Source organism: Ornithinimicrobium pratense (assembly GCF_008843165.1).
GTDB lineage: Bacteria > Actinomycetota > Actinomycetes > Actinomycetales > Dermatophilaceae > Ornithinicoccus > Ornithinicoccus pratensis.
The window spans coordinates 3,486,288-3,507,503 of record NZ_CP044427.1 but is presented as its reverse complement, the minus strand read 5'-3'; the positions used below and the strand labels follow the sequence as shown (position 1 = coordinate 3,507,503).

Genomic DNA, 21,216 nt, shown 5'->3' with positions numbered 1-21,216 from the left:
CGTGCAGCCCATGCGTCGCCACCAGCTCCTCGTCGTCGGTGCCGCCGCCGGTGGCGGGCTGAGCCTGCTCGCGGTGCTGGGGGCCGCACTGGGATGGTGGTGGCTCGTCGTGCTGGCCGCGATGCTGCTGGCCACCGCGGTCCTGCTCGCGGCCCTGGACACCGATCGGCGGGTGCGCGAGCTGCGGTCCTTCGTCAAGGCTCAGGTCGCCACGATCGACACGACCGGCGGTCGGGCCACCCCGTCCCAGGAGGACGTGGTCGGCACGGTCCGGGCGCTCCAGGCGCAGTACACCGGCCGGCTCGACCGGCTCCAGGACACCCTCGAGGCCACGATCCGCCAGCGTGATGAGCGCGGCTGACCCCGCCGAGCCCGCCCCTGCCCCGACGGTCCACCCGGTCGCGACCCGGGCCGGGGTCACCCGCGACACCGCACGTAACCAGATCCTGCTGGACCACCCCGATGCCCTCGCTGCCACCGCGCTGCGCACCCGCTCACGGCACGCCCGCGAGGTGCTGGTGGAAGCGGCGTGGCCAGGACGGACCGCACAGGACGTCGACGACTGGGCCTCCCGGACCACCGCCGGGGCCGGCACCCCGGCCATACCCGAGGGGGCCGACGCCTACCACCTGGGCCAGTACGCACGGGTGCTCGCCCTGCAGACCCTCGACCCCGGGGATCCCGCCCGGGCCCGGGTCCTCCTGGAGGCGCTGGCAGCCTGCGGGCAGCGCGACCACCTTCACCCGCAGGCGGTCCAGGTCCTGCTGCACCTGCGCTGCCTCGACCGCGACGCCGCAGGCTGCGCCGACCTGCTCGACCACCGGCACGTCCCGGCCGACGTGGCGGACGCGGTCCGCGCCGACCTGGCCAACCCCTTCCTCATCCCAGTCGACTCCGCCGATCCCACCAACCCCCTCGAGGCGGCCGACCCCCCTGGTCCCCGGGCGCCGGAGGGCGACGCCTTGGCGCGCTGGCTCGGACTGCTGGACACCGCACTGCACTCCGAGCAGCTCGCGCCCCTGCGGCTGGTCGCGACGGAGGCCACGCGGGTGGCCGGAGCCACCCCGTTCGACCGGCTCGGCACCAACCCGCTGCCGCGCGCCGACGTCGACGGGGACCCCCTGGTGACCGTGGTGGTCAGCGCCTACCGACCCGGCCCGCCGCTGCTCACCGCCGTGCGGTCTCTGCTCGCGCAGACCTGGCAGCGCCTGGAGGTCCTCGTCATCGACGACGCCTCCGGCCCCGACGCACAGCCGTGGTTACGCGCCGCGGCGGAGCTCGACCCCCGGGTGCGGGTCATCGCCAAGGCGGTCAACGGCGGCACCTACCGCGCCCGCAACACCGGCCTGCGCCAGGCCCGTGGGACCTTCCTGACCACCCTGGACTCCGACGACTGGCTGCACCCGCAAGCGGTGGCCACGCTGGTGCGGACGCTGGAGGCGGAGCCCTCGCTGGTCGCCGCCCGCGGCCTCGGCGCCCGCGTCACCGAGGACCTGGCGCTGGTCAAGCTCGGCTACCGGCACCGGGCCGTGGCCGCGCCCACCCTCCTGGTCCGGCTCGACCCGGCCCTGTCCCGGGTGGGTTTCTTCGACCCGGCCCGCAAGTCCGCCGACACCGAGTACGCCCGTCGGCTGCAGGCCGCCTTCGGCGAGCACAGCGTACGGACCGTGGACGAGTGCCTCCTGCTGCTCCGGTCCGACGAGGACAGCCTGTCGGCCGGTGAGTTCAGCCGGATGTGGCGGCACGGGGCCCGGCACGCCTACAAGTGCCTCTACACCCCGTGGCACGAGGAGATCCGCGCCGGCGCGGCGGCCTACCTCGACCCGGGCGTGGACCGGCCCGTCCCCGAGCCTCGCCGGTGGGTGAGCGGGGCCCCCCGCGACCCGGACCTGCCACCACCGCGGCACCTGGGCCTGGTGCTCGGCGGCGACTGGCGCCGCTACGGCGGACCCCAGCGGTCGATGCTGGAGGAGATTCGGGCCGCCCGGGCCGCCGGGCTGCGGGTCGGCATCCTGCACCTGGAGGCGCTGCGCTTCGCGACCACCCGCGACCTGCCCCTGTGCGCCCCGGTCACCGAGCTGCTCCGGCGCCGCGAGGTGGAGTGGGTGCAGGTCGACGACGACGTGGACGTCGAGGTGCTCCTGGTGCGCTACCCCCTCGTGCTGCAGCACCCGCCGACCGTGCCCCGGCCCCGGCCGCTGCGTCCCCGGCACCTGCTCGTCGTGGCCAACCAGGCCCCGTTGGAGCCGGACGGCTGCGACCAGCGCTACGTCGTCACCGACGTCACGGAGCGGGCCCGCGAGCTCTTCGGCACCGACCCCGTGTGGGTGCCCCAGGGCCCGGTCATCCGGGACGTGCTGCTGGCTCAGGACCGCAGCGTGCGGCTGACGCCGTGGGACAACCCAGGGCTCATCGACGTGGCGGAGTGGCGCGTGGGCCGGGAACGCGCACCGGGCGCAGGGGGTGAGCCGGTCGTCGTCGGCCGGCTCTCCCGGGACCACCCGCTCAAGCACCCGGCGACGCACGCCGACCTGCTGGCGGCCTACGACCTCGGTGAGGGGTATGCCGTGCGCCTCATGGGCTCGCGCGCGACGTGGAAGCGGCTGGCGGTGGAGGCAGGGCTGGCGGAGGACACGCCGGTCCCGCAGAACTGGGAACTGCTGCGGGTGGGCGCGGTGGAGCCCAGGGAGTTCCTCGCCGGGCTGGACTTCTTTCTCTACCAGGACCACCCCGAGCGGCACGAGGCGTTCGGGCGGGTGCTGCTGGAGGCGGCGGCGGCCGGCCTGGTGGTCGTGGCCCACCCCAAGCACCGCGTCGTCTTCGGCGACCTGCTGGACTACGCCGAGCCGCGGCAGGCCAGGGACCTGATCGAGTCCTACGTGGCTCATCCGGAGCGGTATGCGGCGCGGGTCGAGCGGGTGCTCGAGCTGGTCCGGCAGCGCTACTCCCACGCCTCCTTCGTGCAGCGGCTGGCGACCCTCGCCGGCGTCCGGGAGGCCTGGGCTGGCTCCCGCGAGTCCCGAGCCGACCGCGGCCGCCAGTGGACCGGTGCCGCCGTGGTCCAGGTGCGGCCGACGGGGGACCGGGCAGAGCCGATCGAGGTGGCGGTGCGGGAGGGGACCGGACTGCGGGTGCGCTCGGTCCCGTTGCGCTCCGCCGCCGACGCGGGCCGCGCCGACCAGCTGGTGCTGGTGGAGGCGCAGGACCTGTCCAGGGCCTCGCGCGACCGCCTGCGGGTCGCGCTGGCCGTGCCGGACGAGGCATCGCTGGACGACGAGGTCTCCGCCGCGGTGGCAGGCAGCGACGACATCCCGCTCGCGCTGCTGGTGCGGGACGGCCGGGTGCACGTCCTGGGCGAGGTGACCGGCGGCCCCGCCACACCCGTCCCCGGGTGGACGCTCGCGCAGGGTGCCCGGGAGCTGCAGGTGCGCCGATGAGCGGGCGCGGCCCCCGCGCAGCCAAGGACAGTCTGGGACCGGCCACGCACGGCGGGCTCGCAGTCCTGCTGGCGACCCTGGCGTTGTCGGTCTTCGCGCTGTGGCGGGCGCGGCTGGGCTCCGACCTCGGCGACGGCACCCACGTGGTCGCGCTGGCGATGCGGATGGCGCAGGGCGACCAGCCGCTGACCGACGAGATGAACCTGCAGGCCCTCGGCTCGGTGCCGGCGGTGCCGTTCACCTGGCTCTGGCTGCACTTCGTCGGGATCGAGGCGGTGGTGCTGGCCTCCCGGGTGTTCTACGTCGCGCTCGCGCTCGCGGTCGGGACGGTGGGCTACCGGGCCCTGCGGACGCGGTTGCCCCGGACCGCCGCCTTCACGGCGGTCGTGCTGATGCTGCTGCCGACGCCGTACAACCTCCTGGTGACCAGCTACAACACCCTGCCGGTGCTCATGCTCGGCCTGGCCGGCTGCGCCGGCTTCGCCGCGCTCAGCACCCGGTCGGCCCGGTGGGCCGCCTGCGCCGGTGTCGCGCTGGCCGTGACTGTGCTCGGCCACCCGGCCAGCCTGCCGGCCGCGGCCATGCTCGGGCTCACCGTGCTGATCCTGGCCCGGCGCGGCCCGGTCGTGACCGGGGTGCTGGTCGGCGGGGGCGCCGCTTCCGCCCTGATGGTGCTGGTGCTCGCGCTCGGCCCCGGCCTCGGGGCGGTGCTGGAGACGGTCCGTTACACGACTGACTACCAGGCTTCCCGCCCTGGCCCGTTCACTCGGCTGGCCGGCTCCACGCAGCGCTACCTCACGGGTGTGCTCGCCTGGCGTCATCTGCCCGCCCTGGTGCTCGCCCTGCTGGCGCTGCTGCCTCGCCTGCCGTGGCGGTGGCGGGCCACTGCGGCGCTGGGGATCCCGGTCGTGCTGGCCGGCACCGCGTGGGTGGTCGCGCCGGAGGAGCCCCACGGCGGTGAACCGTTCGGGCTCTACAGCGCCACCTTTGCGCTGCTGCTGCTGACCTTCCTGGCGGCGCCGGTGCTCGCCTGGGCCCACCGGGTGGGGGACCGTGACCTGCGCCTCCTGCTGGTCCTGACCGCGCCGACCGCGGTGCTGGGCGTCGTCTTCTTCGCGATGACCACGTCGGCGTCGATCCGCTGGGGGGCGCCGCTGCCACCCGTGTTGCCGCTGGTGGGTGCCGTCGGGGTCGGCCTGGTGCTGTGGGCCGGCCGGCACGGCACCCGGACATTGGCGCTCCTGGCGGCGCTGGCCCTCGTCGGGTCGCTGCTGGCGGTGCACCCGCTGCGCAGCTTCCGCGACGGCCCGCCTGGCACCCTGCTCGGGCCGGTCACGGCCGGTCCGATGGCCGGTTTGCACGCCAGCGAGTTTCACGTGCAACGTGACGAAGCCCTGCGTGCCCTGGTCGAGGCTTGGGTGGAGCCGGGTGACGGGGTGTTCTTCTACAGCATCCCCGGGGCCTACACCTACAGCGCCGCCCCGATGCAGACCAACCTGATCTGGATCAGCGCATTCGGGCAGGCTAACGAGGAGACGGTGCGCTGGTGGCGAGAGACCGGCCGCCTGCCCGACGTCGCTGTCGTGGCCAAGGCGCCGGAGCGGGCCGCCGGCAGCTGGGACGCGCTGGTCGCTACCGACCCCCTGCTGAGGTTCCTGCAGGAGCACTACGAGCTCGTGGCCGACCTCCCCAGGGACGGTGGGGATGCCTACGTGTTCCGGGCCGCGGGGCGGCCAACCCTCACCGGGGCAGGAGGCTCAACAGACGGTCGCTGAACGGCAGGGCCACGGGGCGGACGCCCTGCGTCAGGTCGATCACCCGTGGGTTGCAGCACACGGCCGACGGGCCGGCCGGGGCGCCGAGCGCGCGGGGCGGCACGGGTCGGCTGCCCAGCCAGAGCACAGCGTCGTCCGGCAAGGCCTGGTCCAGGGCGTCGCTGAGCGGCAGCTGCACCCGCCCGTCCTGAGGCCAGGACGCAGCCAGGGCGGCCTCGGCGACCCCCCGGGCACTGCGGCCCGGCCCGCCGTGCGCGCCGTCGAGGTCCTCCCGCAGCCCCAGGACTCGGTGCGGCACCCCCGCGGTTGCGGCCAGCGTCGAGGCGGTGAAGACGGGGTCCGCGGCCTCGTCCGGGGCCAGGCGGTCCCACCAGGAGATGGCCTGCACATCGGCCGTGTCCTGCGCGAGCAGCTCCAGCAGCTGGCGGCTGCCCTCCTCCCCGGTGAGTCCCAGCCAGACCGGCCCACGACGGCGGAGCAGTTCGGTGTGCCGGGCCAGTCGTGACCCGCGGGTCCAGCCCTGGTCGGCGGCATGTCGCGCCGCACCGGGCAGGTCGACCAGCACCGCCAAGGAGACGGGGTGCAGCGGGACGACACCGAGCGGCCCGGCGGCCGCGAGCAGGTGGTCCGCCCCCAGGCAGGTGGAGGGGCCCGGTGCCAGCCCGTCGTGCGAGACCAGGCCGACCCCGCCCTCCAGCAGGTGCAGGCCGAGGCTGACCAAGGGATCAGGGATCACCACCGTGCGGGCCGGGGTGGACAGCAGCACCAGCCACCCGCCGGCCAGCGTCGCCGCCCGCGCCTCCACGGCGGCCAGCGCCGCCGCCGGGGTGCCCGGGTGGGTGCGCAGCTGCTGGGCCAGAGCCCCCGCCACCTCGCGGGCTCCCGTGAGACCAGCTTCGACGTCGACGGGGTCGCCGAGCACGACCACGCCGCCACCCTCGAAGGGCACCTGTGCGTGCGGCAGGGCCGGGTGCGCCTCCAGCGTCATCGTCCCCCCGGGCAGCTCTCTCCTGGCCCAGCCGGGCCGGGCGGCGGGCGCGGCGGCGGGCAGCACGGCATACCCACGGGGCCAGGTGAGCCTGTCCAGACCGGTGAGCTGCGCCCGGTCCCGGTCGACGCGCTCCAGGCGCCCGCCGACCCGCTGGCCGAGCCGGCCGGCGACACCCGGCAGCCGGGTGCTGACCCGCCGGGTCAGGGCCCCCAGCCGCGTGGTGGCCGTGGCCTCGGGCGCCCGGCCCGCACTCCGGCGCTCCGGCAGCCGCCCGGCCGGCTCGTCGGCGAGTATCCGCTCGAAGAGCACCTTGGCCTCCCGCTGCGGGTAGGGCAGGGAGAGCATCGTCTCCAGCAGGACCCGGTCGTTGAAGGGCAGCAGGATCCGGTGCCCGAAGTCGCCGTCGGTGAACTTCTGCCAGCCCCACCGACCGATCCGCTGCTCCCAGTAGAAGAGGTCGTGGTGGTCGTAGCCGAGCAGCCGGTCCGCGGTCATCGCGGCGTGGTCCTGGTAGCCGTCGTACATCTGCCCGGCCAGGTCCTCCAGCCCTTCGGTCGCGCCCATCATCATCCGCGCCAGCCGCACGGGGGAGAGCGGCTCGCCGGTCCGGGCCTGGATGAAGGTGGTCCCGGTCTCGCCGCCGTTGGACTGCAGCTGGACGATGCTGCCGTCGCGCGGCAGGTCGGCCCACATGGCGTGGGCGGCACCCCGGCTGGGCGACAACGGGGCATAGGTGCGGCGGTGCAGGACGTCGAAGGTGCCCCCCGGAGGCGGCTGGCGCCAGCGCAGCACTCGGTGCGCAAGCCCCAGCTGGGCGGCCACCGCGCTCGCACCGGTCACGTCGGCCATCGCTGCCCGGCCGGCCCGGGCGTCGCGGGGGTTGACGTAGGTGAAGGCCAGCCCGTCGCGGGCCCGCAGCACGTCCGCGGCCACCGTGGCGGTGACCCGGCTGTCCCAGCCGGCGGTCAGGCTGAGGGCGGGCCGGCCCAGCCCGGCGAGCAGCTGGGCGTGCGCCCCGAGCCGCTCTCGGAAGACCCGGTAGACCGCCCGGACGTCCGTGGTCTCCTCCCGCTCCCGCCACGGCCAGAACCGCTCGTGCCGCACAGTGGGTGCTTGGTCCGGGCGCGTGCCCAGCCGCACCTGCAGCAGGCAGTTGGGCACCAGCGGTGCCAGCCCGAGGTATGCCGTGCGCAGCCCGGGCAGGTAGGTCACCGCCCCGCCGCGCCGGCGGCGCAGCTCCTCCAGCAGGGCCAGGGCCGCCTCGTCCACGGCGAGGCCGAGGGTCCGCGCCACCAGCGCAGGGGTACTGGCCAACGCGAACCGTCCGTCGGAGACGGCATAGAAGACGGGCTGGGTGGCGTGGGTGTCCGGGACCACGAGCAGCTCGCCCCTGCCGTCCTGCTCCACACCGCCCCTGAGCTCGTCCCCGGTGCCGGCCGCCGGCGCAGCACCCGCCCGGGGCGCGGCCAGCAGGGTCCACCGGCCGCCGAGGGTGGCCGCCTCCCTGACCAGCGCGTCCTGGCCGCCCAGGTCCCACGTCCCCGCCAGCCGGCTGGCGATCCGGTCGCCGTCGGTGATCCCGGCCACGACGTCGACCGGGTGCCCGAGCAACACCACCACCCCGTGCCCGCCGCGGCCGTGGGCGAGCACCGTCCGGGGATGCAGGTGCAGAACGACGCCGGGGAGCAGGCCAGGCTCGGCCCGCCAGCCCTGCGTGTCCCCGGCGGGGGTGGTCCCGCCGCTGACGAGGAGGTAGCCGTGCGGGTGGGCGCCGTCCAGCACGGCGGCCTCGTCGACGGGGGCGGTGGTCATGACGAGGCAGGCGGCTCGGTCCCGACGTCCCCCAGTTGCCCCAGCCGTTCCCCGAGCACCCGCAGGAGGGCCTCGTCGACCTGGTCCAGGCGCACCCGACCGCCGTCGGCCGGCACCTCGGCGCGGACCAGGTGCCAGAGCTGGTAATGGTCGATCACCGACCCCAGCCGGCGCGCCAGGTAGTCCGGCCACGGCACCTCGCCGAAGCTGTCGGTGGCCCACTCCCGCTCGGGCACCACGTGCTCCACCACATACCCGTGCCGGCGGGCGGCGGCAAAGACCGGCCGGTCCAGGACGAGTACCGGCCGGAAGGAGCCGGTGGCGCGTTGCAGGTCGGCGACGTCGGCGAGAAGCTGCTCGGCCCGGGCGTCCTCCAGGCCGGTGGCCAGGACTCCGACGACCGGGAGACGACCGACGTCCGGGCCAGTCACCTGCCGGTCGGGCAGGAGTGCGACGTCGACGTTGCCCGCCCCGTGCCGGGGCGCGAAGATGCGCCAGGCCAGGTCGGTGAGCGTCGCGTTGCGGCGCACCCGGGGCAGCACCTCCTCGAGCGCGAAGCGGTAGCCGGGGGTGCGCCGGGCCCACCGGGCCACCTGCTGCTGACGGCGGCGCACGCCGGGCGGAAGGCTCATCGGCGCCCCACCCCCAGTCGGCTCGCTGCGTTGCCCCCAGCCCCGGCCAGCCCGGCCACCCGGACGATCTCGGCGGCCGCGGCCCCCGCGCCGTTGCCCGGGTCCTCGGCCAGCGCCCGGGCCGCCATCCCAGGGCCCTCGTGCAGAAGCTGCTCGACCAGGGCGGGTGCCCGGCCACCGGTGAGGGTGTCCGCGCTCAGCGCCCAGCCCCGGGCGGCGGCGTGCCCGGCCCGCCCGGCCTGGTCGTCCAGGTTGGTGTGCCGGTTGGGCACGAACAGCGCGGGGACACCCAGTCGGAGCGCCTCGTGGAAGGAGTTGTAGCCGGCCGCGGCGACGACGTGGTCGAAGGCGGCGAAGTGCTCCGAGAGCGGGAAGTGCCGGACCAGGTGCACGTCGGCCCCCGCGTAGGCCCGTTCGGCGATCGACGGGGCGGTGACGCAGACCCCTACCCCTCGGGCCTGCAGCGCGCTCGCTGCCGCCCCGACCTCGTCGTCGGTGTCGTTGATGTTGCCCGCGCCGAGGGCCACCAGGGCCAGCGGGTCGTCGGCAGGCAGTCCGAGCGCCGCCCGCGCGTCCGCGCGGCTGCTGCGGCCCTCGCGGTCCACCAGGGTCACCGGCGACACGCGCACCGCCCCGGCTGTGGTCGCGGTGGCGCCCCGGTCCGCGGCCGCGGCGAGGTCGCCCGGCTCGACCACGGCGTCGAACCATGAGGCCTTCTCCAGCTGGTCCACGTTGCGGCCCGGCCTCCACATCCCCCGGCGGCTCCACACCGCCCGGGTGCGCGGGTGCGCCGCGAGCGCCAGGTCGAGGCCGGAGTAGGGGTGGGTGCCGTCGAAGACGAGGACGTCGGGGTCGAGCCGCTGCAGGGCCTCGGTCACCCGCTCGGCGAACAGCCGCCGCCAGGACGCCGGCCGCAGCCCGGTCGCGCCCTGGCTGGGCAGGTACTCCCACGGGATCCCCTCCTGACCCACGACCGGCACCGCCTGCGACAGGGACAGCACGTGGGTCCGGGTGCCCCCCGGCAGCCGTCGGGCGTAGGCGAGCAGCCTGGTCAGGTGCCCCATGCCCGCGCCGTTGCTGGAGAGCAGCAGGACAGACGGCATACCGGCGATCATGTCACAGCGCGATATCATGACGGGCGCGTATCGCGCGCAGACCCACACCCGCATCCTGAAGGAGCCTTTCACCGTGTCTGTCGACGCTGTCATCATCGGGTTGGGGTATGTGGGGTTGCCGTTGGCGCAGGAGGCGACGCGGGCGGGGTTGCGGGTGGTGGGGTTTGACATCAACGCTGGTGTGGTGGGGGAGTTGAACGCGGGGCGTTCGCATGTGGATGACCTCTCGGATGCGGATGTTGCGGAGATGGTGGCGGGGGGGTTTGAGGCCACGACTGATGAGGCGCGGATCGGTGAGGCGGGGGCGGTGGTGATCTGTGTGCCGACGCCGTTGTCGGATGAGGGTGGGCCGGACCTGAGGGCGATCAACGCGGCGGTGGCGGCGGTGGCGCGTAACTTGGTGTCGGGGATGTTGGTGGTGTTGGAGTCCACGACGTATCCGGGGACCACGGATGAGGTGGTGCGGCCGGCGTTGGAGGCTGGTGGGTTGGTGGCTGGGACCGACTTCTTCTTGGCGTTCTCCCCGGAGCGGATCGACCCGGGGAATGCGGAGTTCGGGGCGAAGAACACGCCGAAGGTGGTTGGTGGGCATACCCCGGCGTGTACGGACGCGGCGGCGCAGTTCTACGGTCGGTTCGTGGACACGGTGGTGCGGACGAGGGGGACGCGGGAGGCGGAGACGGCCAAGCTGCTGGAGAACACGTACCGGCACATCAACATTGCGTTGGTGAATGAGATGGCGCGGTTCTGTCATGAGCTGGGGATCGACCTGTGGGATGTCATCGGTGCCGCGGCGTCCAAGCCGTTCGGGTTCCAGGCGTTCTATCCGGGGCCGGGGGTGGGTGGGCACTGCATCCCGATCGACCCGAACTACCTGTCGCACAATGTGCGGGCCCGGTTGGGTTACCCGTTCCGGTTCGTGGAGCTGGCGCAGGAGATCAACTCCTCGATGCCGGGGTATGTCGTGACCCGGGTGCAGGACCTGTTGAACACTGAGGGCAAGCCGGTGAAGGGTTCGAGCGTGTTGCTGTTGGGGGTGACGTACAAGCCGAACATTGCCGACCAGCGGGAGAGTCCGGCGGTGCCGTTGGCGAGGAACCTGATGGCTAAGGGTGCGCTCGTGCGCTACCACGACCCGCACGTCACGGACTGGTCCGCGGTGCCGGAGGCGATGCGGGTGGATGACCCGGCTGCGGGCGCGGGCCAGGCGGACCTGACGATCCTGGTGCAGAACCATCGGGAGTATGACGTGAACGCCCTCGCCGGCGCCGCCCAGGTGTTCTTCGACACCCGCGGCCAGGCCACCGAGGCAGAGAAGGTCAGCCGACTGTGACCGTCGTGGGGCCCGACCCCCGAGACGTCCCACCGGTGCTGAGCCGGGAGGACGCCGCTGCCCTCGCGGCCCTGCACGGTCTGCAGCCGGTGGGTCAGCGGCCGCGATTCTGGCGCTACGTCGCCGACGTCTGGCGGCACCGCCACCTGATGTGGGCGATGGCCAAGGGCGAGTTCACCAGCGAGCACCGGGACAACTACCTGGGCTTCGTCTGGGCCGTCATCAACCCCCTGCTCCTGGGCCTGGCCTACTTCCTCATCTTCGGCCTGCTGCTGGGCACCGCCCGCGGGATCGACAACTTCATCACCTTCCTCACCGCGGGGCTGTTCACGTACGCCCTGTTCTCGCTGGCGCTGACCTCGGGGTCGAAGTCGCTGATGAGCAAGATGAGCCTGATCCGCTCGATGCAGTTCCCCCGCGTGCTGCCGCCCCTGGTGGCGGTGCTCTCCGCCTTCGTCAGCCAGCTCCCAGCCTTCGGCGTGCTGCTCCTCATCGCGCTGTGGGACCAGGACTGGCAGGTCACCTGGAGCTGGCTGCTCTATCCGGTGGCGCTGTTCATCGTCCTGGTCATGGGGCTGGGCATCGCCATGCTGACCGCCCGCCTCGTGCACGCCATCCGCGACCTGGCCAACCTCATGCCGCTAGTGGTGCGGCTGCTGCGCTACGTCTCCGGCGTCTTCTTCTCCATCGAGCTGCAGATCGAGCGCCTCCAGGCTCCCGAGCTCGTCGCACTGGCCCTGCAGTACCAGCCGGCCGCGGTCAGCCTCACCTTGGTGCGGGAGACGATCTGGAACCCGGCCGCGCCCGACCTGCTCACCTGGGCCATCGGCGGCGGGTGGGCCCTGCTCTTCTTCGTCGTCGGGTTCGTGTTCTTCTGGCGGGGGGAGGGCAGCTATGGACGGGCTTGAGGCTGCCCCCGCCCCGCCGCAGCTGCCCCCGGGAAGCATCGTCGACCAGACGCGACCGCCCTCGGTCATCGCCTCGCACGTCGACATCACCTACCGCGTCTTCGGCACCGGCTCAGGACCCGAGGTCGATCCCCAGGACGACGCCGGCATCTTCCGTCGGCTCGCAACCCGCAGCCGGTCCGGCGTCGGGGTGCGCGAGGTGCATGCGGTGCGGGACGTCTCCTTCGTCGCCTACCGGGGTGAGTCCATCGGGCTGATCGGGCGCAACGGCTCCGGCAAGTCCACGCTGCTGCGCTCGATCGCCGGGCTGGTCCCGCCGACGGGCGGCCAGATCTGGATCGACGGCCGCGCCGCGCTGCTGGGCGTCGGGGCTGTCCTGCTGCCCAAGATGACCGGCCGCCAGAACATCCACATCGGCTGCCTTGCCCAGGGTTTCACGCCGGCGCAGGTCGAGGAGGTCATTGACGAGATCGTCGAGTTCGCCGACATCGGCCCCTTCATCGACCTGCCGATGAACACCTACTCCACAGGGATGGCGGCGCGACTGCGGTTCGCCATCTCCACCGCCGCGGTCCCGGAGATCCTCGTCATCGACGAGGCCCTGGCCACCGGTGACTCCGCCTTCAAGGACAAGGCCCAGGAGCGGATCGAGACGTTCCAGGCCCAGGCCGGCACGGTCTTCATGGTCAGCCACAGCCGCTCCTCAATCGAGAAGATGTGCGACCGGGTGCTGTGGATCGACGAGGGGCGGGTGCTGGCCGACGGTGAGCCGGAACCGGTCTTCGGGCTCTACAACCGCAAGTACGGCAAGCACCGGCAGGTGTGGCGCCAGCGGTTCGAGGAGGCCAAGGAGATCGAGCTCAACGAGGGGCCGGAGGCCGCCACCGAGTTTCTCGACCGGTGGGACCGCCGCGCCCGCCGGGGCCCACAACGCTCGTGAGCGCAAACGCCATGTCTGGCAGGGGCCGCTCGGCCCTGGTCCTCACCGTCGTCCACCATCCCGACGACAGCCGGATCCGGCACCGCCAGATTGCCGCGCTGCTGGATGCCGGGTGGCGCGTCACCTACGCCGCCCCCTGGCGCGGTTACGGCCTCGAGCGGCCCACGGACGTCGCGGGGATGAAGGCCGTCGACGTGCCCCGCGCCAGTGGCCGGCGGCGCTCCGCCGCGCTGCGAGGGGCGCGTCGGGTGCTCCGCTCCCTCGCGCCTGCCCATGACGTGGTGCTCCTGCACGACCCCGAGCTCCTGCTGGCCACGCCCGGCCTGGACCTGCCTGCCGTGGTCTGGGACGTGCACGAGGACACCGCCGCCGCCGTCGAGGTACGTCCCTGGATCCCCGGCCCGCTCAGGAGACCGGCCGCGGTGGCGGTGCGGGGCCTCGAGCGGATCGCCGAGCGCAGAGTGCAACTGCTGCTCGCCGACCACCACTACGCCCAGCGGTTCCGGCGCACCCACCCTGTCGTCCCCAACGTGGTCTCCGTGCCGACCAGCCCCCACGCGGCCGCCCAGCCGCAGGACGGCATCATGCGGGTCATCTACCTGGGAAGTATCACCCTTGAGCGGGGGGCCGCCGAGATGGTCGAGGTGGCCCGCCGCCTGCCCCCGGGGGCGCGGGTCGAGGTCATCGGCCCCGCCCACGGCGCCGCGGAGCAGCTCCTGCGCCGGGCCACGGACGACGGGGTGCTGGACTGGCTGGGGTTCCTGCCGGCCGACCGCGCCGTCCGCCGGCTGGACGGGGCGCTCGCGGGCCTGTGCCTGCTGCACGACGAGGCCAACTTCCGGCCGAGCATGGCCACCAAGGTGGTCGAGTACCTCGGCCGCGGAATCCCAGCGGTGGTGACCCCGCTACCGCTCCAGCAGGACCTGGTGCAGCGCAGCGGGGCGGGGGTCGTGGTGCCCTTCCGCGCGACCACCGAGGTCGTGGACGTGCTCGCCGGGTGGGTTGCGGACCCTGACCAGGCCCGGGTGCTCGGACGCCGCGGGCACGGTTATGTTGCCGAGCACCATGACTGGGAGCGGCTCAAGGGCGACTTCGTCGCCGCGCTGGAGGAGATCGCCGATCGGTGAGGGGCCCCTGGCATCGCGTGAACGTCCTGCTCGTCCCCCACGCCCTGAGTGGCCACCCTGGCGGGTATCGCCGACACCGCTCGGTAAGATCGACAAAATGATGACAACCCCGGCCCGACGCCTCGTCATCGCCTACTGTTTCGTCCCCTACGTCGACACCTCCGGCACTGTCGCCGCCAAGCGCGTCTGCCTTCAGGGGGAGCCGGTCGACGTCATCCAGAACGAGATGGGCGGGCTGCGGGCGGTCGACCCGGGCCTGGACCTGGTAGCTGACGGCCAGGTCCGACGCCGGGCGGTGCTGGACACCCCCACCTACTTCTCGGCCTGGCGCTCGATCGTGGCCTGGTGCGACGAGGGTATGCAGCAGGTCGACCGGTGGAGCGCCGAGTCCGCCGAGGCCGGCGACCTGCTCCAGAGTGGGATCCCCTGGTCCTCGATGTTCTCCCGCTCCCACTTCGTGGCGTCCCACTTCCTGGCCGCGCTGGTCAAGGCCCGCCACCCCGAGATCGTCTGGGAGGCGGAGTTCTCCGACCCCTGCTCCGCCGACGCGACGGGGGCCGAGCGGCACGCGCCCATGCGAGACTCGGAGCTCTGGGACCGGCTGCGGGTCCTGCTGACGGAGGCGGGCTGGGAGCCACCGGAGAGCGACAACGTCTTCGAGTGGGCGGAGGTGCTGGTCTACGCCTTCGCCGACCGAATCATGTTTACCAACTCCCAGCAGGCCGAGTACATGGCCGGCCGGTGCCACGACTCCCGGCTGGCGGACCGGTTGCGGAAGCACACGGTCGCGACCCACCACCCGATGCTGCCGGAGAAGTTCTACGCGATGGACCGGGCCCCGGTCGAGCTGGAGGAGGGGGTGCTGCACATCGCCTACTTCGGCAACTTCTACGGCAAGCAGAGCCCGATCGCGGCCGTGGAGGCCATGGGCCTGTTGGCGCCGGAGCAGCGGGCGCGGCTACGTCTGCACATTTTCACCCAGCCGACCAACACCCTGCGCGAGATCGTGACCGAGATGGGCCTGCAGGACACGGTCAAGGTGGAGGAGTTCTTGCCCTTCCTCCAGTTCCTGGAGATCGCCCGGCGGATGGACGTCCTGCTCGTGGTTGACTACCCCCTGCCCCGGGGGGCTGAGCGCAACCCCTTCCTGCTGTCCAAGTGGGGGGACTACCGGGGCAGCGGCACCCCGGTCTGGGGGATCCTGGAGGAAAGCAGCGTGCTGTCCGCCACCGACGACCCCGCCCTGCAGTTCCGCACCCCCGTGGGTCACGCCACCGCCGCCGCCCAGCTGCTCTCCCAGCTGGCCCGCGGCGTGCGGGTCCCCGACCGGGAGGCCGCCCGGCCGGTGACGGCGCGCAGCGCCTGACGTGGCCGGAGGAGGCCGCCTACCGCTCTGACTCTTCCACGGCCTGTGGCTCGGGCTGGTTGGTCGCCTGCGGCTGGGGGTGGTTGGTCGCCTGCGGCTGGGGCTGGTTGGTCGCCTGCGGCTCGATGATGACCTCCAGCAGCCGGTCCCGGGTGCCGGCGTCGGAGAACTGCTCAGCCATATCCTGGCGGACCTCCGCCACCGCGCGGCGACGCTGCTCGTCGTCGGCCAGGGACTGGATCAGCTGCGCCGCCTCCTGCGGCGTGGTCACGACGCAGCGGCGCGGGAAGAGCCGACCGGCTCCATCGAGCGCGGCGAAGGTAGGCCAGTCGCGCACCACCGGGAAGGCGCCAGCCGCCGTGCCCTCCAGCGTGCCCACCGGGCAGCCCTCGCGCCGACTGGTGTTGAGGATGAACCCGACGTGGCGCAGGTGGTCGGCCAGCTGCCTGGTAAAGCCGGTGTAGTCGATCTGGTCCACGATGTTGTCCTGGAGCGCCCGTCTCCGGAAGGTGGCCGCATACTCTTGGGCCGCGGCCGCGTGGTGCTGGCCGAAGTCGGTGCCGATCAGCCGTAGCCGCCACCGCTTGTCGTCCCGGACCAGGATCTCCAGGACGTCGAGGGCGAACGTGGGGTCCTTGACGACCTGCCCCCAGCCCACCACGCCCAAGGTGCGGGAGGCATCGGGCAGCAGCGGGTCAGGGAACTTCTCCGGCGGCACGATGTTGGTGACGACGTGCGTGCGCACGTGGCCCACCCGCTCACCCAGGACCCCGAGGAAAAGGTCGCGGATATGGTCGGCGACGAAGACGACGTCGTCCACCCGGGACCAGTCAACCAGCTGGGCCGGTGCCGAGAGGGCGTCGACGCTGTGCACCCGCACCACCATGCGCGTACCGTCGGGCACGACGGTCGAGGCCCAGGCCGCGCCTTTGTCGGCCCAGTCGGCCACGACGACGTCCGCGCTGCGGACCGCCTCGAGCTCCTCGCGGGTCACCTGCAGGCCCACCGTCGGCACCCTGCCCAGGGCGTGCTCGATCCGGTACTGCAACAGCGGAGCGTCGATCATCATGCCGCGGAACGGCACCCCGGTGAGGCGGACAGTGGTCAGCTCGACCCCCTCGTGCGTGTCCAGCGCCTCGAGCAGCGGGACGGCATGGTGGGCGTAGACCCCGGGCAGCATGCAGACGCGCAACCGGCCCTCGGACCCGTTGTCGGTGCGGACCGCGGGGGCCTCGGCCAGGTGGCTGGGGGTGTTCAGCTCCGCGTCCTCGTGCGTCAGGCCGGCGGCGTCCTCGCCCTCACCCTCGGTGTCGAACAGCGACTCCGGCCCGAGGGGACGGGCGTCGGCCAGGGCCAACAGCTGGCCGATCCGGCTCTTTCGCAGGGGGGCGAGGAACACGTCGGGCTCCTCGACCAGCGGGGTGCGCATGGTGGCGGTGTGCAGCTGCTGGTGGAAGGCCAGACCGAGCGCGATCGCGCCCAGCTCGGAGGCCTCCTTGACGTCGTCGATGCCCAGGGCAACGTCGGCCTGGTCCAGCACGGATCCGACGAGCTCGACGACCGGTGCTCCGGGATCCTCGTCGCGCACCAGCGCGACGTGGGCCCGCAGGGCAGCGACCGCTGCATCCTCGCGGCCGTCGGGGCCAAACATGCCCCGGAGCAGGTCGGTGATCGCGAGCAAGGAGTCGACCCGGTCGAAACGGCCGCGGCGCAGGGCCCACCGGCTGAGCCGGCGTAGCTCGGGGCGCACGTCGCGGGCGAGGTCCCGACGCAGCGGCGCGGCCTCGGCCAGCTCGGTGAGTTTCTCCGCGGGCGCGAGCACCCGGCTGAGGGTGATCCGCTGTGCCGGGAGCCGGCCGTCCAGCTCGACGGCCCCGACCGAGAGCTCGCGCCAGGCCGCCTCCTCGGCCAGCACCCGGGCCGCCTGGGCGGGCAGCCAGACCTGCGCAGCGGGGGCCAGGGCGGTGACCCGTTCCAGCAGGTGCTGGGCTGCGGGCTGGTCGAGGAAGACGATGTCGTCGGCGACGGGGGCGATCTCGGCGAGCCAGCGGTCGCGCTCGGCGGCGAGCGACAGTTTGCGGGCCAACGGCAGGGGGGCGGTGAGGGCCGCAGTGAGGGCCGCGGTGAGAGGTCGGATGGGGCCGGTCCGGTAGGTGCCTAGCCGGTGTCGGCCGCGCGGAAGGCCGACCGGCAAGCGTCCCCCCCGGTAGCCCAACCGCACCACGTGCCCCGCCGAGGCCAGCCCCCGGATCTCCTCCGCGTGGGCTGTGACGGTCTGGGCGCTGGAGGCCAGCAGCAGCCAGGTTCGCGGAGCGTCGGTGCGGATGCGGCGGGGTGACTTCTTTTTCGTGCGACGGCGGGTGATCTTCACGCTGTCCTTTGTCGTCGGTGACCGGACCGGGCCGGTGCCGGTCTCGCGGGTCAGGATCCGGGTCAGTCTCGCTGGTAGATGTCTCGACTGTAGACCTTGTCGCCCGCCAGCTCCTGGAGGTGGTCGTCGCGGCGGTTGGCGATGATGATGTCGCTGGCGGTGACGAACTCCTGAAGGTCCTGGTAGACGCGGCAACCCTGGAAGGAGTCCTCGTCCAGGGCGGGCTCATAGACGGCGACCTCAATGCCCTGGGCCTGCAGGCGGGACATCACGCCCTGGATGGAGGAGGCGCGGAAGTTGTCGGAGCCGGCCTTCATGATGAGGCGGTAGATACCAACCTGGCGGGGGTGTCGGGAGACGATGTCGGTAGTGATGAAGTCCATACGGGTGGTGTTGGCGTCCACGATCGCGGTGATGAGCGTCTGGGGGACGTCGCCGTAGTTGGCCAGCAACTGGCGGGTGTCCTTGGGCAGGCAGTAGCCGCCGTAGCCGAAGGAGGGGTTGTTGTAGTGCGAGCCGATGCGGGGGTCCAGGCCGACGCCCTCGATGATCTGGCGGGTGTCGAGGCCTCGGGTGACGGCGTAGGTGTCCAGCTCGTTGAAGTAGGCCACCCGCATGGCCAGGTAGGTGTTGGCGAACAGCTTGATCGCCTCGGCCTCGGTGGACCCGGTGAGCAGCACCGGGACGTCTTTGTCCAGCGCGCCTTCCAGGAGCAGGTCGGCGAACTGCCTCCCGCGCTCACCGGTGTCACCGACGATGATCCGCGAGGGGTGCAGGTTGTCGTGCAGAGCCCGACCCTCCCGGAGGAACTCTGGGGAGAAGATGACCGTGGCCCCCGGGTGTTGCTCGCGCAACCGTTCCGTGTAGCCCACGGGGATGGTGGACTTGATCACGACTGCGGCCCGGGGGTTGATGTCCAGGACGTCGGCGAGCACCGCTTCCACGCTGGAGGTGTCGAAGAAGTTGGTCTCGGTGTCGTAGTCGGTCGGGGTGGCGATCACGACCCAGTCGGCGCCGGTGTAGGCCTGGGCCGGGTCGGTGGTCGCGCGCAGGTCAAGGTTGTTGGTCGCCAGGTAGTCCGTGAGCTCGGTGTCCACGATGGGGGACTGGCGCTGGTTGATCAGCTCGACCTTGGCCGGGTTGATATCCAGGGCTACGACCTCGTGGTTCTGGGCCAGCACCACGGCATTGGACAGACCGACATAACCGGTGCCGGCAATCGCGATCTTCATAGGACTCCTTCGGGTTGGACCGGACCAGTATGGCGGGGCTCCGGTGAGATCCCGGTGAGAGCAGCCGGGCCGCCGGCCCGGCGGACCGCCGGCGCAGTGCCCGCGGAGGCGCTCGCGAGGGGTGACATTACCCGTGTCGAGGGCAGGGGATTAGGCCGCTGCCCGGCGTGGTCGGTATCGTATGCTCGTTGACCGCTCCTCCCTGCAGGTTGCTCCGTTGTGGATAACCCCGCCCCGACCTCCCGGTCGGTGGCAGGCTGGGGGTAGCGGTGACGAAACGTATGAAGCCCTCCTGTCACGGAGAGACCGTGACCGCTACAGACCGAAGGAGGTGGGTTCACGCATGCGTCAGTACGAACTGATGATCATCCTCGACCCCGAGACCGAGGAGCGCACCCTTCAGCCCACGCTGGAGAAGATGCTCGCCGTCGTGGGGAAGGAAGGTGGCTCCGTCGACGAGATCGACATCCTGGGCCGCCGTCGCCTGGCCTATGAGATCAGGAAGCAGGCCGAGGGGATCTATGCCGTCATCCAGATGACCGCCGACCCCGCGACCGCCCAGGAGCTGGACCGTCAGCTGGGCCTCAACGAGTCCGTCATGCGGACCAAGGTGCTGCGTCGCGACGTCTGATCTGCTCGCTCCCCATCTGACCAACCCCGCCCACGACGACGATCGAGGATGACCTGACATGGCCGGAGAGACCCCCATCACCGTCATCGGCAACCTGACCGCCGACCCCGAGCTGCGCTTCACCCCCAGCGGTGCGGCGGTGGCCAACTTCACCGTGGCCTCGACCCCCCGCACCTTCGACAAGCAGGCCAACGAGTGGAAGGACGGCGAGACGCTGTTCATGCGCTGCTCGGTGTGGCGGGAGGCGGCCGAGCACGCCGCCGAGTCGCTGCACCGCGGTGACCGCGTGATCGCCAACGGTCGGCTGGTTTCCCGCTCCTGGCAGACGCCGGAGGGTGAGAACCGGACCGTGATGGAGATGCAGGTCGACGAGGTCGGCCCGTCTCTGCGCTACGCCACCGCGCAGGTCACCAAGGCCCAGCGCGGCCAGGGTGGCGGCGGTGGCGGCTGGCAGGGCGGTCAGTCCGGCCAGGGCGGCCAGGGTGGTTGGAACCCGGGCCAGGGCCAGGGCCAGTCCGGCCAGGGCGGTTGGAACCAGGGTCAGGGTCAGGCCGGTCAGTCTGGTCAGCCGGCACAGGGTGGCCAGCAGGCCGCTGGCACCTCGGCCCCGGACAGCGACCCGTGGGCCACCGGTGGCGCCAGCAACACCAGTGGCGGTGGCCAGTCCGGCGGCTGGGGCGGCGCGCCGTCCTACGACGAGCCGCCTTTCTAGCCCGCCCACGACACAACAGCGGTGACCGGCCCGACGAGGGCACGGCACCGCATACCCATTCAAGACACACCATCCCGAGCACGGCTCGGGCTCTTCGTAGAAAGGGAGAGCACCACGATGGCCAAGCCCGTCATGCGTAAGCCGAAGAAGAAGGCCAACCCGCTCAAGACCGCCAAGATCGAGGCGATCGACTACAAGGACACCGCGCTGCTGCGCAAGTTCATCTCCGACCGCGGCAAGATCCGCGCGCGTCGCGTCACCGGCGTCTCCGTCCAGGAGCAGCGCCGTATCGCCAACGCGGTGAAGAACGCCCGCGAGATGGCGTTGCTGCCCTACAGCAGCTCCGCCCGCTGAGCCGCGCAGACACGATCGGAGAAGCACAATGAAGATCATCCTGACCCAGCCGGTGACCGGCCTCGGCGAGGCCGGTGACGTCGTCGATGTCAAGGACGGCTATGCCCGCAACTTCCTGCTGCCCCGCCAGGTCGCCACGCCGTGGACCAAGGGCGGCCAGAAGCAGGTCGACTCGATCAAGGCCGGCCGCGAGAAGCGCGCGCTGCGCACTGCCGAGGAGGCCGCAACCGCCAAGGCCACGCTCGAGAGCACGACGGTCACCGTGACCGCCCGTGCCGGCCAGGGCGGCCGCCTGTTCGGCGCCGTCACCCCCAGCGAGATCGCCGAGGCCATCGCGGCCTCCGGCGGCCCGCAGGTGGACAAGCGCCGCATCGAGGTCCGCAGCCCCATCCGCGCCGTGGGTGAGCACCCGGTGCACGTGCGTCTGCACGACGAGGTCGCGGTCGACGTGACCATCAACGTGGTCGCCTCCTGACCACG

17 protein-coding genes are annotated in these 21,216 nt (G+C 72.6%); 12 read left to right on the top strand and 5 right to left on the bottom strand.

The genetic code is table 11. The annotated features are described in order from the left end of the window. Nucleotides 1-10: 10 nt before the first annotated feature. Genes FY030_RS16090 through FY030_RS16080 form a run of 3 tightly spaced genes read left to right on the top strand, consistent with a single transcriptional unit; the run spans nt 11 to nt 5,212 of the window. Nucleotides 11-361 carry a hypothetical protein gene (locus tag FY030_RS16090; protein WP_158062519.1) on the top strand — a complete coding sequence of 117 codons (351 nt, stop codon included), beginning with the start codon at nt 11-13 and terminating at the stop codon, nt 359-361. Further along, nucleotides 348-3,437: a glycosyltransferase family 2 protein gene (locus FY030_RS16085; RefSeq protein WP_158062518.1), complete on the top strand. Its 3,090-nt coding sequence runs from the start codon at nt 348-350 to the stop codon at nt 3,435-3,437. The genes FY030_RS16090 and FY030_RS16085 overlap by 14 nt, the downstream gene beginning before the upstream one ends. Next, nucleotides 3,434-5,212: a hypothetical protein gene (locus tag FY030_RS16080; protein ID WP_158062517.1), complete on the top strand. Its 1,779-nt coding sequence runs from the start codon at nt 3,434-3,436 to the stop codon at nt 5,210-5,212. The genes FY030_RS16085 and FY030_RS16080 overlap by 4 nt, the downstream gene beginning before the upstream one ends. Here FY030_RS16080 and FY030_RS16075 read toward each other — a convergent pair. The 3 genes from FY030_RS16075 to FY030_RS16065 are packed head-to-tail and all read right to left on the bottom strand — an operon-like array spanning nt 5,178 to nt 9,780. Next, nucleotides 5,178-8,015, bottom strand: a complete 2,838-nt coding sequence (locus FY030_RS16075) for a hypothetical protein (protein WP_158062516.1) — start codon at nt 8,013-8,015, stop codon at nt 5,178-5,180. The genes FY030_RS16080 and FY030_RS16075 overlap by 35 nt on opposite strands. Next, entirely contained in the window at nt 8,012-8,647 is a 636-nt protein-coding gene (locus FY030_RS16070) for a hypothetical protein (protein ID WP_158062515.1), read from the bottom strand. The genes FY030_RS16075 and FY030_RS16070 overlap by 4 nt, the downstream gene beginning before the upstream one ends. Next, nucleotides 8,644-9,780, bottom strand: coding sequence for a glycosyltransferase family 28 protein (locus FY030_RS16065; RefSeq protein ID WP_238348469.1), 1,137 nt, complete (start codon nt 9,778-9,780; stop codon nt 8,644-8,646). Before FY030_RS16065 ends, FY030_RS16070 begins: the two co-directional genes overlap by 4 nt. 55 nt (nt 9,781-9,835) lie before the next feature. Here FY030_RS16065 and FY030_RS16060 point away from each other — a divergent pair, with 55 nt between their 5' ends. From FY030_RS16060 to FY030_RS16040, 5 genes are all read left to right on the top strand, one after another. Continuing rightward, entirely contained in the window at nt 9,836-11,095 is a 1,260-nt protein-coding gene (locus FY030_RS16060) for a nucleotide sugar dehydrogenase (RefSeq protein ID WP_158062514.1), read from the top strand. Beyond that, the gene (locus FY030_RS16055) at nt 11,092-12,003 is read left to right on the top strand and encodes an ABC transporter permease (RefSeq protein ID WP_238348468.1); all 912 of its coding nucleotides are present in this window, start codon (nt 11,092-11,094) and stop codon (nt 12,001-12,003) included. The genes FY030_RS16060 and FY030_RS16055 overlap by 4 nt, the downstream gene beginning before the upstream one ends. Next, nucleotides 11,990-12,943 (top strand): ABC transporter ATP-binding protein, encoded by a 954-nt coding sequence (locus FY030_RS16050; protein ID WP_158062513.1) that lies wholly within the window; start codon nt 11,990-11,992, stop codon nt 12,941-12,943. The genes FY030_RS16055 and FY030_RS16050 overlap by 14 nt, the downstream gene beginning before the upstream one ends. Before the next feature lie 11 nt (nt 12,944-12,954). Next, nucleotides 12,955-14,070: a glycosyltransferase family protein gene (locus tag FY030_RS16045; protein ID WP_158062512.1), complete on the top strand. Its 1,116-nt coding sequence runs from the start codon at nt 12,955-12,957 to the stop codon at nt 14,068-14,070. A 97-nt stretch (nt 14,071-14,167) separates the two neighbouring features. After that, a complete protein-coding gene (locus FY030_RS16040; protein WP_158062511.1) occupies nt 14,168-15,436 on the top strand; it encodes a glycosyltransferase family protein in 1,269 nt (422 codons plus the stop codon). A 19-nt stretch (nt 15,437-15,455) separates the two neighbouring features. Here FY030_RS16040 and FY030_RS16035 read toward each other — a convergent pair whose 3' ends face one another. Next, nucleotides 15,456-17,807: a glycosyltransferase gene (locus FY030_RS16035; RefSeq protein WP_158062510.1), complete on the bottom strand. Its 2,352-nt coding sequence runs from the start codon at nt 17,805-17,807 to the stop codon at nt 15,456-15,458. 62 nt (nt 17,808-17,869) lie between these two features. Beyond that, nucleotides 17,870-19,039 (bottom strand): nucleotide sugar dehydrogenase, encoded by a 1,170-nt coding sequence (locus FY030_RS16030; protein ID WP_158062509.1) that lies wholly within the window; start codon nt 19,037-19,039, stop codon nt 17,870-17,872. Nucleotides 19,040-19,382: 343 nt separating this feature from the next. Between FY030_RS16030 and rpsF the strand changes: the two genes are divergently transcribed. From rpsF to rplI, 4 genes are all read left to right on the top strand, one after another. Beyond that, nucleotides 19,383-19,670 carry a 30S ribosomal protein S6 gene (gene rpsF, locus FY030_RS16025; RefSeq protein ID WP_158062508.1) on the top strand — a complete coding sequence of 96 codons (288 nt, stop codon included), beginning with the start codon at nt 19,383-19,385 and terminating at the stop codon, nt 19,668-19,670. Between the two features lie 58 nt (nt 19,671-19,728). Continuing rightward, on the top strand, nt 19,729-20,382 hold the full coding sequence (locus FY030_RS16020; protein WP_158062507.1) for a single-stranded DNA-binding protein: 654 nt from the start codon (nt 19,729-19,731) through the stop codon (nt 20,380-20,382). 117 nt (nt 20,383-20,499) lie between these two features. Continuing rightward, nucleotides 20,500-20,736: a 30S ribosomal protein S18 gene (rpsR, locus tag FY030_RS16015; protein ID WP_131106287.1), complete on the top strand. Its 237-nt coding sequence runs from the start codon at nt 20,500-20,502 to the stop codon at nt 20,734-20,736. Nucleotides 20,737-20,764: 28 nt separating this feature from the next. Further along, nucleotides 20,765-21,211 (top strand): 50S ribosomal protein L9, encoded by a 447-nt coding sequence (gene rplI, locus FY030_RS16010; RefSeq protein ID WP_158062506.1) that lies wholly within the window; start codon nt 20,765-20,767, stop codon nt 21,209-21,211. Nucleotides 21,212-21,216 lie beyond the last annotated feature (5 nt).